The organism is Streptomyces sp. NPDC093546 (assembly GCF_044765045.1).
Taxonomy (GTDB): Bacteria; Actinomycetota; Actinomycetes; order Streptomycetales; family Streptomycetaceae; genus Streptomyces.
In genome coordinates, this window is record NZ_JBIWJG010000012.1 from 54,179 (window position 1) to 68,859 (window position 14,681).

The 14,681-nt window shown below is 73.1% G+C and carries 13 protein-coding genes; 9 read left to right on the forward strand and 4 right to left on the reverse strand.

The window, feature by feature from the left end; genetic code table 11:
* Positions 1 to 6: 6 nt before the first annotated feature.
* From ACIRNI_RS24280 to ACIRNI_RS24290, 3 genes are all read left to right on the forward strand, one after another.
* Positions 7 to 873 (forward strand): acyl-CoA thioesterase, encoded by an 867-nt coding sequence (locus tag ACIRNI_RS24280; RefSeq protein ID WP_403554215.1) that lies wholly within the window; start codon positions 7 to 9, stop codon positions 871 to 873.
* A 216-nt stretch (positions 874 to 1,089) separates the two neighbouring features.
* Positions 1,090 to 2,136, forward strand: coding sequence for a hypothetical protein (locus ACIRNI_RS24285; RefSeq protein ID WP_403554217.1), 1,047 nt, complete (start codon positions 1,090 to 1,092; stop codon positions 2,134 to 2,136).
* A 102-nt stretch (positions 2,137 to 2,238) separates the two neighbouring features.
* The gene (locus ACIRNI_RS24290) at positions 2,239 to 2,727 is read left to right on the forward strand and encodes a glutathione peroxidase (protein WP_403554219.1); all 489 of its coding nucleotides are present in this window, start codon (positions 2,239 to 2,241) and stop codon (positions 2,725 to 2,727) included.
* 6 nt (positions 2,728 to 2,733) lie between these two features.
* On the opposite strand, the gene ACIRNI_RS24295 is transcribed toward ACIRNI_RS24290, so the two are convergent.
* Positions 2,734 to 3,270, reverse strand: coding sequence for a thermonuclease family protein (locus ACIRNI_RS24295; RefSeq protein ID WP_403554221.1), 537 nt, complete (start codon positions 3,268 to 3,270; stop codon positions 2,734 to 2,736).
* Between the two features lie 207 nt (positions 3,271 to 3,477).
* On the opposite strand from ACIRNI_RS24295, the gene ACIRNI_RS24300 reads away from it, so the two are divergent.
* Positions 3,478 to 4,164: an esterase/lipase family protein gene (locus tag ACIRNI_RS24300; RefSeq protein WP_403554223.1), complete on the forward strand. Its 687-nt coding sequence runs from the start codon at positions 3,478 to 3,480 to the stop codon at positions 4,162 to 4,164.
* A 19-nt stretch (positions 4,165 to 4,183) separates the two neighbouring features.
* Here ACIRNI_RS24300 and ACIRNI_RS24305 read toward each other — a convergent pair whose 3' ends face one another.
* Genes ACIRNI_RS24305 through ACIRNI_RS24315 form a run of 3 tightly spaced genes read right to left on the reverse strand, consistent with a single transcriptional unit; the run spans position 4,184 to position 7,757 of the window.
* Positions 4,184 to 6,472 (reverse strand): ABC transporter permease, encoded by a 2,289-nt coding sequence (locus ACIRNI_RS24305; protein WP_403554225.1) that lies wholly within the window; start codon positions 6,470 to 6,472, stop codon positions 4,184 to 4,186.
* Between the two features lie 5 nt (positions 6,473 to 6,477).
* The gene (locus ACIRNI_RS24310; protein ID WP_403554227.1) at positions 6,478 to 7,245 is read right to left on the reverse strand and encodes an ABC transporter ATP-binding protein; all 768 of its coding nucleotides are present in this window, start codon (positions 7,243 to 7,245) and stop codon (positions 6,478 to 6,480) included.
* Positions 7,242 to 7,757: a PadR family transcriptional regulator gene (locus tag ACIRNI_RS24315; protein WP_355365215.1), complete on the reverse strand. Its 516-nt coding sequence runs from the start codon at positions 7,755 to 7,757 to the stop codon at positions 7,242 to 7,244. Before ACIRNI_RS24315 ends, ACIRNI_RS24310 begins: the two co-directional genes overlap by 4 nt.
* 122 nt (positions 7,758 to 7,879) lie before the next feature.
* Between ACIRNI_RS24315 and ACIRNI_RS24320 the strand changes: the two genes are divergently transcribed.
* From ACIRNI_RS24320 to ACIRNI_RS24340, 5 genes are all read left to right on the forward strand, one after another.
* Positions 7,880 to 9,166 carry an ABC transporter substrate-binding protein gene (locus ACIRNI_RS24320; RefSeq protein ID WP_403554229.1) on the forward strand — a complete coding sequence of 429 codons (1,287 nt, stop codon included), beginning with the start codon at positions 7,880 to 7,882 and terminating at the stop codon, positions 9,164 to 9,166.
* 219 nt (positions 9,167 to 9,385) lie between these two features.
* Positions 9,386 to 11,053, forward strand: coding sequence for a glycoside hydrolase family 13 protein (locus ACIRNI_RS24325; RefSeq protein WP_403554231.1), 1,668 nt, complete (start codon positions 9,386 to 9,388; stop codon positions 11,051 to 11,053).
* Positions 11,050 to 12,399, forward strand: coding sequence for an ABC transporter substrate-binding protein (locus ACIRNI_RS24330; protein WP_403554233.1), 1,350 nt, complete (start codon positions 11,050 to 11,052; stop codon positions 12,397 to 12,399). The genes ACIRNI_RS24325 and ACIRNI_RS24330 overlap by 4 nt, the downstream gene beginning before the upstream one ends.
* Positions 12,400 to 12,403: 4 nt before the next feature.
* Positions 12,404 to 13,789, forward strand: a complete 1,386-nt coding sequence (locus ACIRNI_RS24335) for a carbohydrate ABC transporter permease (RefSeq protein ID WP_403554235.1) — start codon at positions 12,404 to 12,406, stop codon at positions 13,787 to 13,789.
* On the forward strand, positions 13,786 to 14,655 hold the full coding sequence (locus ACIRNI_RS24340) for a carbohydrate ABC transporter permease (protein ID WP_355365201.1): 870 nt from the start codon (positions 13,786 to 13,788) through the stop codon (positions 14,653 to 14,655). Before ACIRNI_RS24335 ends, ACIRNI_RS24340 begins: the two co-directional genes overlap by 4 nt.
* Positions 14,656 to 14,681: the final 26 nt, after the last annotated feature.

Genomic DNA, 14,681 nt, shown 5'->3' on the forward strand with positions numbered 1-14,681 from the left:
CCCCGTATGACCAACCCCGCCGAGCGACTCGTCGACCTGCTCGACCTGGAGCAGATCGAGGTCAACATCTTCCGTGGCGCGAGCCCGCAGGAGTCCCTGCAGCGGGTCTTCGGCGGCCAGGTCGCCGGTCAGGCCCTGGTCGCGGCCGGCCGCACGACGGAGGGCGACCGGCCGGTGCACTCGCTGCACGCGTACTTCCTGCGGCCGGGCATCCCGGGCCTGCCGATCGTGTACCAGGTCGAACGGGTGCGGGACGGCCGGTCGTTCACCACCCGCCGGGTCACGGCGATCCAGCGCGGTAAGACGATCTTCAACCTGACGGCCTCCTTCCACCAGCCGGAGGAGGCGGGCTTCGAGCACCAGCTGCCGCCGCGTCTGGACTTCCCGCCGCCGGAGTCGCTGCCCTCGGTCGCGGAGGAGATCCGCGAGCACCTGGGCGCGCTGCCGGAGGCGCTGGAGCGGATGGCGCGCCGCCAGCCCTTCGACATCCGGTACGTGGACCGGCTGCGCTGGACGCAGGAGGAGGTCAAGGAGGCGGACCCGCGCAGCGCGGTGTGGATGCGCGCGGTGGGCCCGCTGGGCGACGACCCGCTGGTGCACACGTGCGCGCTGACGTACGCCTCCGACATGACCCTGCTCGACGCGGTGCGCATCCCGGTCGAGCCGCTCTGGGGGCCGCGCGGCTTCGACATGGCGTCGCTGGACCACGCGATGTGGTTCCACCGGCCGTTCCGTACGGACGAGTGGTTCCTGTACGACCAGGAGTCCCCGATCGCGACGGGCGGGCGGGGTCTCGCGCGCGGGCGGATCTACGACCGCGAGGGGCGGTTGCTGGTGTCGGTGGTGCAGGAGGGGCTGTTCCGGCGCCACTGAGGTCCGCGGGCCGACACGACGTGTGATGCGTGGGCGAAACGATCACATGCGGCAGTATCTGGGCCAGGGACGCGGTGGGCCGAGCCGATCGATGTCGCCGCCGGAGCGCGGCGGCACCGGCCGGACCCCGGGTCCTTCCCTCCGCCCCGGCTCTGGATCGTGCAGGTCATGCTGCGAAGACTTCGTGTCCTCTTCCTCGCGCTTTTCGCGTCTCTCGTGCCTCTCTCACTGCTCGCGCTGCCGGCGTCCGCCGTCCCGGCGCAGGCGCAGGCACAGGCGGCCCGGCAACTCCCCGGCGGCAAGGTGAACTTCGTCGTCGCCGTCGGCCACATGACCGCCACCTCCCGCGCCAACCGGGTGCGGCTGGGCACGTACTCCTTCGACGCGGCCAACGGCACGGTCGCCGCCCGCATACACCGGTGGGACCACACGGAGCCGCGCGCGCGGGTCGGCACGGGAACCGTGCCGGACGACTCCTGCTCCACCACGTCCCCGTCCACGAGTGCCACGCTCGTCCGCACCTGTGAGATCCAGACGGCGGGTGGGTTCGCCGCCGAGCCCACCGACGTCGGTTCGGGCAGGTACCAGCTGCAGACGGAGACGGTCGACGGCCGGTCGACGCCCGTGCTCTGGATCCTCTGGGACACCACCCCGCCCAGGACGGAGAAGTGGGCGGTGGAGACCACGTCGACGCTGGCCCGGCTGTCCTTCGTGTACGCCACCGACGCCACGACCGGTTACGGCTACGGCAGCAACGCCCCCTTGACCACCCGTCAGGCGATGACGGCCGTGCGCGACCACCCGGCCCCGCTCCACCTCCAGGGACAGACCTGGGCCCACGACCAGGTGACCACCGCGGGCGGCCTGTTCCAGCACCGGTCGTTCCAGACCTGTGTGCGGACGACCTGGTGCCTGACGCATCTCCAGCCGGCGTCGACACGCGCCTGCCAGGCGACCGGCGGCTGCCCGAACCACGGCGGCGGCACTCCGGCGAACGTCACCTCCATCCAGTACTACCTGCAGTCGTTGTCCCCCCAGGACCGGCGGGACACCCTGTGGCACTGGTGCACCTGCCTGGCCCTGGAGCAGGGCCGGACCTGCTACACGGGCAACTCGCACGTGAAGCCGATACTGCAGATCATCGACGACGCGGGCACCTTCCGCGGCTGGGTCGGCGTCGAGGCGTCCTTCTACCCGTTCGCCGACGCGGACCCGCGCTCCCACGACATGCTCGGTGTCTTCCGCCTCGCCGACTGGACGTGACACGGGTGAGCGGGCCCGGCCGGGCCGGGGCAGGGCGGCGGCGGCCGGGCTGCTTTCATGGAGTCCGTACCGTGCCCGCTCTCCACCCCGCGAGGAGCTCCCATGTCCCTGTACGACATCCCGCTGCGCACCCTGTCCGGCGAGCCGACGAGCCTCGCCGAGTACAAGGACAAGGCGGTGCTGATCGTCAACGTCGCGTCCAAGTGCGGTCTGACGCCGCAGTACGAGGGGCTGGAGCGGCTGCAGCAGCGGTACGGCGGCCGGGGGTTCACGGTGCTGGGCGTGCCGTGCAACCAGTTCGCGGGCCAGGAGCCGGGCACGGCGGAGGAGATCGCGACGTTCTGCTCGGCGACGTACGGCGTGACGTTCCCGCTGCTGGAGAAGACGGACGTCAACGGCGACGGGCGGCACCCGCTCTACGTCCAGCTGACGAAGGCGGCGGACGCGGACGGCGAGGCGGGCGACGTGCAGTGGAACTTCGAGAAGTTCCTCGTCGCGCCGGGCGGCGAGGTCGGCCGGTTCCGTCCGCGCACCGAGCCGGAGGCGCCGGAGCTGGTCGCGGCGATCGAGGCGGCGCTGCCGACGGCCTGACGCGCGTCAGCGGGTCGGGGTCGGGCAGGCGGACCACAGGCCGGCGCCGGTCTGGCGGGCGGCTTGCTCGGCCCTGGTCATCGTGGGCCAGTACTTGTCGTTGGGCTCGAACAGCACCTTGGTGGCGTGGCCGCTGCGGACGAGGGACTCGTTGACGAAGACGTCCTTCTCGTTCCACACGTAGAGCAGGTACCGGTCGAAGCGGTCCTTGAGCTCGACGTCGCGTTCCGTGCGCAGTCTGCTGCCGACGGGGAGCAGTTCGGCGGTGCGGGCCGTGGCCTGGCGGCTGAAGCACTCGCCGCGCTCGGGGGTGTCGATCTCCAGCAGGCGTACGCGCGCGATCTCGCCGTTGGGGATGACCCGGCCGTCACCGCGTACCTCGACGGTGTCGCCGTCGATGACGCGCAGGACGACCGGTCCGCGCTGCCGGGGATCCGGGTTGCCGGGCTGCGCCGTGGTGGGGGCCAGGGTGGCGAGGCCCAGAACGGCGGCGGCCGAGGCCAGTACGGCGGTAGTCCGGCTGCGGGGCGAGGAGCGGTGCATGGCGCCCCCTCTCAGCGGGGTTTCCGTTCTCCCAGTACAGCACCGTGCCGTGGGCCGGGCGACCGCGACGGATGACCGCGAGCAGGTGACGCGACAAACCCGGGCTCGGGGTTCGCGCACGGGTTCGTGCAGCACCATTGACTTCTTCCGGCTACCTGCCAGTAACCTCCTCTCGCGCCCCCCACGCGACCCTCACCGAGGTAGGTCATGAAGAAGTACCTGCTGTCGCTTCGCGTCGCCGTCGTGGGCACTCTGCTCGGCCTGAGCACCGCCGTCCCGGCCGACGCCGCCACCGCCTCCGCCACGCCCACCCGGCACCCCGTGCTGTTCGTGCACGGGTACAACTCGTCCGGCTCGTACTGGAACACCATGGCGGACCGATTCCGCGCGGACGGCTGGCCCTCCACCCACCTGCGGCAGTGGAGCTACGACTGGCGCCAGTCCAACGCCACCACCGCGCGGGAGGTCTCGGCCCAGGTCGACCGGCTGCTCGCGGAGACCGGCGCGAGCCGGGTCGACGTCATCACCCACTCGATGGGCGGGCTCTCCAGCCGCCACTACGCCAAGGAACTCGGCGGCAGCTCGAAGATCGACGCCTGGGTCTCCCTCGGCGGACCCAACCACGGCACCGACGCCGCCGACTCCTGCTACGACACCTCGTGTACGGAGATGCGCATCGGCTCCTCCTTCCTCACCGCGCTCAACTCCGGCGACGAGACCCCGGACGGGGTACGGCACGCCACCTGGTGGTCGCCGTGCGACGGCTTCATCAACCCGGACAGCAGCGTCGCCCTGAGCGGCGCGGCCAACACCCGAACGGCCTGCCTCGGGCACAGCGCCCTGGGCACCGACCCGGTGGTCTACGGACAGGTCCGGGACCTCGTGCACCGCTGACGCGCCCGGGGCCCGCCCGTCACGCCGCCGCGCTCAGCGTGTCCGCCAGGCGGTGGCGGGCGGAGCGCGCCGCCGGGAGGGCGGTGAGGGCGACCGCGCCGAGCACGGCGGCCGCGGCGAGGGCCGCGAGGTGCGGCGGGGGCGGGGCGTGGGCGATGCCCGCGCCGATGCCGGTGGCGTGCGCCTCGTGGTCGATGAGCCAGTGCGCGAAGGGCACGCCGAGGGCGGTCGCGAGGAGCGTGGCCGCCAGCGCCGTACAGCCGATGGCCGTCACGGTGACCGCCGCGATCTGGCGCGGCGACAGGCCGATGGCCTTGAGGGCGAGCAGGTCGCGTTCGCCGTCGCGCAGGCTGCCGCCGATCGCGGTGGACAGTTCGGTGAGGCCGATCAGGGCCAGCACGGCGATCAGGCCGACGACGACGCCCCGCAGCGCCGAGAGCCGGTCGGCGGGGGTGGTGACCTCGTGGACGTCGAGGCGGCCTTCGGAGGCGGCGGCGAGTTCGGCGCGGACCGCGCGCGGGTCGGCGCCGGGGCCCAGCTGGAGCTGGTAGAGGGTGGCGCGCAGGGCGGGGTCGTTCTCGCGGAGGGTGTCGAGCGAGGTGGAGATGACCCGGCCGCCGTTCTCCGGTTCGATGCTGCGGCCCACCAGGTGCAGCACCTGCGGGTGGCCGCCGACCGTGACGCGGACCCAGTCGCCGACGCGTACGCCGAGGAGGTCGAGCAGCCCCTGGCCGGCCACCGCCTCGTCGGGGCCGTGCGCCGGGCGGCCCTCGGCGATGGAGTACGGGTAGGGCGCGGCGCGGGTGCCGAGGCCGCGCAGGGCGATGGTGCCGGTCTGGCCGGGGACGAGGGCGGCGACTTCCAGGCCGGGGTGCGCGGCCCGGACGGCGGGGTGCGCCGCGAGGAGCGCGGCCGCCTCGCGGTCCGTGAGGCCCGCGTCGGGGCGTGCGGTGAGCGCGGCGGCGAGGCCCAGCTGCTCGGGGCGGCTGTCGAAGCGCTCGATGGTCGTCCAGGCGCCGAGCGCCACGATGATCAGGAGCAGCGGCAGCGCGAGCCGCCCGATCGTGGCGGGGGCCCGCCGCCCGCGCCCGAAGGCCTGGTGCCAGCCGAGGACGAGCGCGGCCGGCACGCCGAGCCCCAGTGCCGCGCGGGTGGCGCGCGAAAGACCGGCCCCGGGGGCCGCGCCCGTGGGCAGGACCGGTACCGGTTCCACGCGGCCCGCGCGCCAGGCGGCCAGGCAGGTCGCCGCGCCGATGAAGAGCACCGCCGCGACGGGCACCGCGAGCAGCGCCGCCGTGTGGCCGGGCAGGCCCTGCCAGACCGCGACCGCGTCGCCGAGGCGGCCCGGCAGGCGGGCGCCGAGCGCCTGGACGAGCACGGTGGCGAGGGTCGCGCCGAGCGCCGCGAAGGCGAGGTGCTGGACGAGGAAGACGCGGACGACCTGGCCGGGGGTGAAGCCGATGGCCTTGAGGACGGAGACGTCCCGCAGGTGGCCGCGCACCCGCGTGCTGATGGCGCCGAAGACGGCGAGCGCGGCGGCGATCAGCGCGCCGAGGCCGAAGAGTCCGAGGACCTGGCCGAGTAGCCGGGTGTCGCCCTGCGCCTCGGCGCGGGTCTGCTGCCAGGTGGAGACGTCGGTGACGGCCCCGGCGCCGAGCGCCGTGACGGCGCGCTGCACGGCGTAGCCGGTGGCGTCGGGGTCGGCGAGCCGCAGGCCGACGACCTGGCCGCCGGTGCGGTCGGCGGGTACGGCGGGCGGCAGCGCCCACAGGGTGCCGGGCCGCTCGCCGGGGCGGTAGCGGGGTTCGGCGGTGTCGGCGACGCCGACGACGGTGAGGGGGGCGCCGGAGGGCAGGGTGATCCGGTCGCCCGGTTCGGCCCACAGGGCGCGGGCGAGGGTGGACTCCAGCACGACGCCGTCCGGGACGGCGGGGTCGAGCCAGCGGCCGGAGGCCAGGAGGGGGCGGCCGGTCGCGGGCGGGCGCGGGTCCGCGGCGCGCAGTTCGACGGCGGCCCGGGCGCCGCGCGAGGCGACGGTGGTGGTCGCGGTGCGGTAGGGGCCGGCGGCCGCCTCGACGCCGTCGAGCGAGGCGAGCTCGGCGGCGTCGGCGGCGGGGCCGGTGTGGATCCAGACGTGGGCGCCGCGCGACTGGGCGAAGAGCCGCTGCCAGGGGTTGGTGGCGTAGCCGAAGAGCGCGGTGGCGAGGAGCAGAGAGGCGACGATCCCGGCGGTCGCGGCGATCATGAACAGCGCCTCGCCCCGGTGGGTGCGGAGGTCGGCGTGCGCCCAGCGCAGCATGGCCCGCACGCCGGTCAGTCCTTCAGTTCGTTCAGTTCGAGGACGCCGGACAGGCCGCGGCCGGTGCGGGGCGGCGGGGTGGCGCCGAGTGCGGCGTCGTCGGCTATGCGGCCGTCGAAGAAGCTGATGACCCGGTCCGCGGCGCTGGCGAGCCGTGCGTCGTGGGTGACGAGCACGATGGTCTGGCCGCGCCCGTGGAAGTCGGTCAGCAGCCGCATCACCTCGCGGGTGCCCTTGCTGTCGAGGCTGCCTGCCGGTTCGTCGGCGAGGAGCAGGCGGGGCTGGTTGACCAGGGCGCGGGCGAGGGCGACGCGCTGCTGCTGGCCGCCGGACAGCTCGCCGGGCATGGAGCGCTCCTTGCCCTCCAGGCCCAGCTCGGCGAGGAGCTTCTCGCGCGCGGCACGGGCCTGCCGGGCGGAGTGGCCGGCGAGGAGGGCGGGCAGCTCGACGTTGTCTGCGACGGTGAGGTTGGAGACGAGGTTGAAGAACTGGAAGACGATGCCGATGCTGCGGCGCCGCTCCACGGCCCAGCGGGCCTCGCTGTAGCCGTCGGTGCGTTCGCCGTCGAGCCACAGGGAGCCCTGGTCGGGGCGCTGGAGCCCGCCCAGCAGGTGCAGCAGGGTGGACTTGCCGGCGCCGGAGGGTCCGGTGACGGCGACGAACTCGCCGCGCCGGACGGTCAGGTCGACGCCGCGTACGGCGTGGGCGGGCGCGCCCTCGCCGTGGTGGGTCTTGACGAGGCCCTCGGCGCGCAGCAGGGGTATCTCGTGGGAGTCCGTCACCGCAGCTCCTCCAACTCCTCCTGGCAGCGCTCCAGCCAGTCGAGGTCCGCCTGGAGGTGGAGCATGGCGCCCTCGATCAGCAGGTGGGCGATGCGGTTGTCGCGGTCTTCGGTGGCGGCAAGCTTGGAGAGGTTGCGCATGGTGTTGAGGTACTCGCGGCGCTGTTTGTTGATGAGGGCGATCTGGTCGGCGAGGCCGGTCCGGGGGGCGAGGGCGAGCTTCATGAAGAACTCGTCCCGGACCCTCGGTTCGTCCGCCGTCTCCTCGAACCAGGCGCGCAGCGCTTCCTGCCCGGCGTCGGTGAGGCGGTAGATCTTCTTGTTGGGGCGGCTCTCCTGGGCGATCTCCTCGCCCTCGATGAGCCCGGACTTCTCCAGCCGGCCGAGCGTGACGTAGATCTGGCCGACGTTGGTGGGAGGGTACGCCGCGCCCAGCAGCTGCTCAAGGTCCTGCTTGAGCTCGTAGCCGTGGGCGGGTCCGCGGGCCAGCAGGGCGAGGAGGGGAAGCCGCACCGGTGCCGTCCTCCTCCGCGTGCTCCCAATGTGATGTGAGCTCTAGTATCGCCCATGCCTAACGGGTATACATGCCCTGACGCCGGACGAAGGTGTACGGCGCCGTGCTCAAGGAGGAACCTATGCGGTGGATGCGCGCCGCCGGTAGGGGGCTCCTCGCGGTCGCCGTCGTCCTGAGCGGGTTCGCGGCCTCGGCCGCGCCCGCGAACGGCGAGCGGGCGGCCGGGGTGCGCGGCGACGGGCGCGGGCCCATGACGCTGGCCACGGCCGGGGACCTCACGGGCTATCTCGGCCCGGTACTGGAGGGCTGGAACCGCGAGCACCCGGGCGAGCGGGTCACGCTCGTCGAGCTGCCGGACTCCGCCGACGAGACCCGCGCGCAGATGATCACGGACCTGCGGCCGGGCGGGGGCCGCTTCGACGTCCTCAACATCGACGTGGCCTGGACCTCCGAGTTCGCCGCGGCGGGCTGGATCGCGCCGCTGGAGCGCGACCGCTTCCCGCTGAAGAGCTTCCTGCCGCCCGTGGTGGACACGGCGACGTACGAGGGGAAGCTGTACGCCGTCCCGTACGTCACCAACGCCGGGATGCTCTTCTACCGCAAGGACCTCCTGGACCGGGCGGGCGCCCGCCCGCCGCGCACCTGGGCGGAGCTGGAGCAACAGGCGCGGACCATCGCCCCGAGGTACGGGGTGGGCGGGTACGCGGGGCAGTTCCTGCCGTACGAGGGGCTCACGGTGAACACCGCCGAGGCGGTGTACTCGGCGGGCGGCGCGATCCTCGGCGACGAGGGCGAGCGGGTCACCGTGGACTCGGCGGCCGCCCGTGCCGGGATCGGGTTCCTCGCCCGCGGGGTGCGCGACGGCTGGATTCCGCGCGAGGCCCTGGCGTACAAGGAGGAGGAGTCCCGGCAGGCGTTCCAGGACGGCAGGCTGCTGTTCCTGCGGAACTGGCCGTACGCGTACGCCGGCGCCTCCGGGGCGGGGTCGAAGGTCGCGGGGAAGTTCGGCGCGGTGCCGCTGCCGGGGCCCGACGGGCCGGGCACGAGTGTGCTGGGCGGCTCCAATCTGGCGGTGAGCGCCCAGGCGCGCCATCCGCGGTCGGCGCGCGACCTGATCGCGTACCTGACCGGCGAGGAGGTGCAGCGCCGCGTCCTGACGGAGGGCGCGCTGCCGCCGGTGCGGGCGGCGCTGTACCGGGATCCGGCGCTGGTGCGGCAGTTCCCGTACCTGCCGGCGCTGCGGGCGAGCGTGCTCGCGGCGGCGCCGCGCCCGAAGAGCCCGCACTACGAGCAGGTGAGCCTGGCGGTGCAGGCGGTGGCGCACGACGCGATGGCGCAGCACCAGACGCCCGAGGCGGCGGTGCGGCGGCTGGCCGGCGAGCTGGCGGCGATCGCCCGCCGCCGCTGACGGCCGCATCGCCGAGCCTCCTACATACCTGTTAGGTATCAGCATCCGGACCTGACCTTCCCTTCTCGGCGGGTCAAATCGGGACATATACCCCCAGCTACCCGCTGTTTGCTGCACGTTCATTGACACTTCCTCGAGCTGGATACCTAACATGCATGCATAACCGCTACCCGCTCTGGGTGGCGTGCACCCCTTCACGAAGAAACAGGTCAACGGGTGATGCTCACAGCCCTCAGCAGCCATCACTGGTGGCGCGACGCGGTGATCTACCAGGTGTACGTCCGCAGCTTCCTGGACAGCACCGGCGACGGGATCGGCGACCTCGCCGGGGTCCGGGCCGGCCTGCCCTACCTCAAGAAGCTCGGCGTCGACGGCATCTGGCTGAGCCCCTTCTACCCGTCACCGCAGGCCGACCACGGCTACGACGTCGCCGACTACTGCGACGTGGACCCGGTCTTCGGCGACCTCGACGAGTTCGAGCGGCTGGTCGCCGCCGCGCACCGCCTCGACATCAAGGTGCTCCTCGACATCGTCCCCAACCACTGCTCCAGTGAGCACGCCTGGTTCCGCGAGGCGCTCGCCTCCGGCCCCGGCAGCGAGGCCCGCGCCCGCTTCCACTTCGCCGAGGGGCGCGGCCCGGACGGCGACGTACCGCCCAACAACTGGCACGCCATGTTCGGTGGTCCCGCGTGGAGCCGGGTGCTGGAGGCGGACGGCACGCCCGGCCAGTGGTACCTGCACATGTTCACGCCCGAGCAGCCGGACCTGAACTGGCGCAACCCCGAGGTCGGCGCCCACTTCGACCACGTCCTGCGCTTCTGGCTGGACCGGGGCGTCGACGGCTTCCGCATCGACGTGGCCGCCGGGCTCTTCAAGCACCCGGAGCTGCCCGACTCCCCCGACCCCGAGGCCGACGCCCGCACCCGCGACTCGGTCAACCCGCTCGCCTGGAACCAGCCCGAGGTGCACGACGTGTGGCGCGCCTGGCGCGCGGTGTGCGAGGAGTACACCGCCCGCGACGGCCGCGAGCGGCTGCTCGTCGGCGAGGTGTCCGTACCGACCGCGCGCGAGCACGCCAAGTACGTGCGCCCCGACGAGCTGCACCAGGCGTTCTTCTTCGACCTGCTGAGCGCGCCCTGGGACGCCGACACCTTCCGCAAGGTCATCGACGAGGCGATCCGCGACATCGCGGGCACCGGCTCCACCGTCACCTGGGTGCTCAATAACCACGACCAGGTGCGCACCGTCACCCGCTACGGCGAGTCCGGCACCGAGGGCAGCGGCCTGGGCGCCGCCCGGGCGCGGGCGGCGGCGCTGCTGATGCTGGCGCTGCCGGGAGCCGCGTACATCTACCAGGGCGAGGAGCTGGGCCTGCCGGAGGTCGTGGACCTGCCGGACGAGGTGCTCACCGACCCGATCTTCCGGCGCACCGGCAGCCGGGCCCGGATCCGCGACGGCTGCCGCGTGCCGCTGCCCTGGTCGGGGCACGCCTCGCCGTTCGGCTTCTCCACCGGGGCCGAGGGCGCGCGGCCGTGGCTGCCGCAGCCGGGCTGGTTCGCCGAGCACGCCACCGAGCGGGCGCTCGCGGACACCCGCTCCTTCTGGCACCTGTACCGCGAGGGACTCCAACTGCGGCGCGGACTGCCGCAGTTGGGCGAAGGAACCCTGCGCTGGCTGGACGACACCCCGCCCGGGGTCCTCGCCTTCGTACGCGGCGACGGCCTGGTCTGCGCCGTGAACTTCACCACCGCCCCGGTGCCCGCCCCGGTCGCCGGAGCGCCCCTGCTGTCCAGCGGCATCTGCCCGGACGGCTCCCTGCCCGGCTCCACCGCCGCCTGGTGGATCAGCGACGACCACACCACCACCCCGAAGGGATCACAGAGATGACGCGACGACGGACAGTGCTCGCCCGCTGCTCGGCCCTCACCCTCACCCTGGCGCTCGGCGCGACCGCCTGCGGCGGAGGCCCGGTCGCAGCGGGCGGCGGGAGCAAGGAGCTCAGCGGCCAGACCCTCGACGTGGCCGGGGTGTGGTCGGGCGCCGAGCAGAAGAACTTCCAGAAGGTGCTGGACGCCTTCACCGCGAAGACCGGCGCGAAGACGCAGTTCACCTCGACCGGCGACAACGTCTCCACCGTCGTCGGCAGCAAGATCGAGGGCGGCAACGCGCCCGACGTGGTGATGGTCCCCCAGGTGGGCGTCCTGCGGCAGTTCGCCGAGGAGAAGTGGCTCACGCCGCTGTCCCCGGCCACCGTGAAGTCCGTCGACGCCAACTACGCGCCCGTCTGGAAGGAGTACGGCTCCGTCGACGGAAAGCTCTACGGCCTGTACTTCAAGGCCGCGCACAAGTCGACGGTCTGGTACAGCCCGGAGGCTCTCGAGCAGGCGGGTGTCACGCCCCCGAAGACGTACGAGGAGATGCTGAAGGCGGGGCAGGCGGTCTCCGACTCGGGTCTGCCGGCCTTCGCGGTCGCCGGTGAGGACGGCTGGACGCTCACCGACTGGTTCGAGAACATCTACCTCTCCCAGGCGGGACCGGAGAAGTACGACCAGCTGGCCCGGCACGAGATCAAGTGGACCGACCCGACGGTCGTCAAGGCGCTCACCACGCTCGGCGCGCTCTTCTCCGACAAGAAGCTGATCTCGGGCGGCCAGAAGGGGGCGCTCGCCACCGACTTCCCCGGCTCCGTCGAGAAGGTCTTCGGCCCGGAGCCGGAGGCCGGGATGGTGTACGAGGGCGACTTCGTCGCCGGGATCGCCAAGGACCAGTTCGGGAAGAAGATCGGCGAGGACGCGCGGTTCTTCCCTTTCCCGGCGGTCGCGGGCGGCAAGGCGCCGGTGGTCAGCGGCGGTGACGCGGCGGTCGTCCTGAAGGACGGCAAGAACCAGAAGGCCGCCATGGCGTTCCTGGAGTTCCTCGCGACGCCGGAGGCGGCCGCCGCGTGGGCCGAGGCGGGCGGCTTCCTCTCCCCCAACAAGAAACTGGACCTCGCCGCGTACGGGGACGACACGCTGCGCGAGACCGCCAAGTCGCTGATCGCGGCCGGGGACTCGGTGCGCTTCGACATGTCGGACCAGGCTCCGGCGGCGTTCGGCGGCACCAAGGGCGCGGGCGAGTGGAAGCTGCTCCAGGACTTCCTGCGCGACCCGAAGGACCCGGCGGCCACGGCGGCCGCGCTGGAGGCCGCCGCGGCCAAGGCGTACCCGTCGGGCGGCGCGGGCGGCAAGGGCTGACGACATGACCACACTCACCGCTCCTTCGCCTTCCCCTCCCCCGTCCCCGCCCGTCGCCAAGGCCGGGCCGGGCGGGCCCGGGCCCGCGGACGGCCGGGCCCGCGCCCGGCGGCGCCGGCGGATCATCGCCGCGGCGTTCGTCCTGCCCGCGCTGCTGCTGCTCGGCGCGCTGGTCGTCTACCCCGTGGTCTTCTCCGTCGGGCGCAGCTTCTTCGACGCGTCCGGCACCCGGTTCGTCGGCGGCGGCAACTACGCGGAGATGTTCCGCGCCCCGGCCACGCTCACCGCCCTGCGCAACAGCGCGATCTGGGTGGTGGTCGCGCCGACGCTGCTGACCGGGCTCGGCCTGATCCTCGCCGTGCTGGTGGAGAAGGTCCGCTGGGCCACCGCCTTCAAGTTGCTGCTGTTCATGCCGATGGCGGTCTCCTTCCTCGCGGCGGGCATCATCTTCCGGCTGGCGTACGAGGAGGACCCCGACAAGGGAGTGCTCAACGCGGCGGTGGTCGGCGTGCACGGCGTGTTCGAGGAATCCTCCTCCTACCCGAAGGCCCGGCCCCGGGAGGGCCAGGGCCTGGACCGGGCGCCGGACGGCTCGTACGGCACCGCCGAGCCGGTCTCGCCCGGCAAGGCGGTGGCGCTCGGCCTCGTCGGCGTACCGCCCAAGGAACTGCCGGCGGAGGCGAAGACCGCGTCCGCGGGGCCGGCTCCGGGCCCGCGGGAGTTGCGCGGGACCGTCTACCTGGACTTCACACCCGGCGGCGGGGGGCGCCCGGGCGTGGTGGACGCCGCCGAGCGGGGCCTGCCGGGGATGACGGTCGAGGCGGTACGGGACGGCAAGGCCGTCGCCACCGCGACCACGGCCGCCGACGGCTCGTTCCGCCTCGCGGAGCTCGGCCCGGGCGCGTACACCGTGCGCCTGCCCGCGGCGAACTTCGCGCCGCCGTACGAGGGCGTCTCCTGGCTCGGCCCGGCGCTCGTCACCCCGGCGATCATCGGCGCGTACCTGTGGATCTGGACGGGCTTCGCCATGGTGCTCATCGGCGCCGGGCTGTCGTCGCTGCCGCGCGACTGCCTGGAGGCGGCGCGGATGGACGGCGCGAACGAGTGGCAGGTGTTCCGGCGGATCACCGTGCCGCTGCTGGCGCCCGTGCTGACGGTGGTCTTCGTGACGCTCGTGATCAATGTGATGAAGGTCTTCGACCTGATCTACATCATCGCGCCGGGCCCGGTGCAGGAGGACGCCACCGTGCTGGCCACCCAGATGTGGCTGGTGTCCTTCGGCGGCGGCAACGACCAGGGGCTCGGCAGCGCGCTGGGCGTGCTGCTCCTGCTGCTGGTGATCCCGGCGATGGTGTTCAACGTCCGCCGCTTCCGGAGGAGTCAGTCATGAGCGCGCAGACCGTATCGGCTCCGGGCGGCGGCCGGCTGCGCCGGTGGCTGGGCAGCGGCCTGGTGCAGGCGTTCCTGGCCGTCGTGGGCCTGATCTGGATCACCCCGGTCGCCGGGCTGCTGCTGTCGTCACTGCGCTCGGCGCGGGACAGCGCGTCGAGTGGGTGGTGGACGGCGCTGGCCGAGCCGGGGCAGCTGTCGCTCGCCAACTACGCGACGCTGCTGGACAACGCGGGCATCACGCGGGCCTTCTGGAACACCGTGCTGATCTCGGTGCCGACCACGGTGCTCGTCGTGGTGGTGGCGGCGCTGGCCGGCTACGCCTTCGCCTGGCTGGAGTTCCCCGGCCGGGACTGGATCTTCCTGCTGGTGGTGGCGCTGCTGGTGGTGCCGGTGCAGGTGGGTCTGCTGCCGGTGGCGAAGCTCTTCGGTCAGCTGGGGCTGTTCGGCACGATCCCGGGCGTGGTGCTGTTCCACGTCGCGTACGGACTGCCGTTCGCGATCTTCCTGCTGCGCAACTACTTCGCCGACATCCCACGCGAGATGCTGGAGGCGGCCCGGATGGACGGCGGCGGCGAGTGGCGCATCTTCACCCGGCTCGTCCTCCCCGTGGGCCGGCCGGCCATCGCCAGCCTGGCGATCTTCCAGTTCCTGTGGGTGTGGAACGACATGCTGGTGGCGCTCCTCTTCGCCGACTCGTCATCGCAGCCGCTGACGGTGGAACTGCAGTCGCAGGTGCGGCAGTTCGGTTCGAACATCGACGTTCTGGCGCCCGGGGCGTTCCTGTCCCTGGTGGTGCCGGTGGTGGTCTTCTTCGCCTTCCAGCGGCACTTCGTGCAGGGGGTGATGGCGGGTTCGGTGAAGTGAGCCCCTGAAGACCCGAAGCCCGCGGG

Excerpts from the sequence above, each read along its gene's own strand:
- ACIRNI_RS24340 (WP_355365201.1), top strand. The coding sequence starts at position 13,786 with ATGAGCGCGCAGACCGTATCGGCTCCGGGCGGCGGCCGGCTGCGCCGG.
- ACIRNI_RS24295 (WP_403554221.1), bottom strand. The coding sequence starts at position 3,270 with ATGCACCGCTCCTCGCCCCGCAGCCGGACTACCGCCGTACTGGCCTCG.
- ACIRNI_RS24320 (WP_403554229.1), top strand. The coding sequence starts at position 7,880 with ATGCGGTGGATGCGCGCCGCCGGTAGGGGGCTCCTCGCGGTCGCCGTC.
- ACIRNI_RS24325 (WP_403554231.1), top strand. The coding sequence starts at position 9,386 with ATGCTCACAGCCCTCAGCAGCCATCACTGGTGGCGCGACGCGGTGATC.
- ACIRNI_RS24290 (WP_403554219.1), top strand. The coding sequence starts at position 2,239 with ATGTCCCTGTACGACATCCCGCTGCGCACCCTGTCCGGCGAGCCGACG.
- ACIRNI_RS24300 (WP_403554223.1), top strand. The coding sequence starts at position 3,478 with ATGAAGAAGTACCTGCTGTCGCTTCGCGTCGCCGTCGTGGGCACTCTG.
- ACIRNI_RS24280 (WP_403554215.1), top strand. The coding sequence starts at position 7 with ATGACCAACCCCGCCGAGCGACTCGTCGACCTGCTCGACCTGGAGCAG.
- ACIRNI_RS24335 (WP_403554235.1), top strand. The coding sequence starts at position 12,404 with ATGACCACACTCACCGCTCCTTCGCCTTCCCCTCCCCCGTCCCCGCCC.
- ACIRNI_RS24330 (WP_403554233.1), top strand. The coding sequence starts at position 11,050 with ATGACGCGACGACGGACAGTGCTCGCCCGCTGCTCGGCCCTCACCCTC.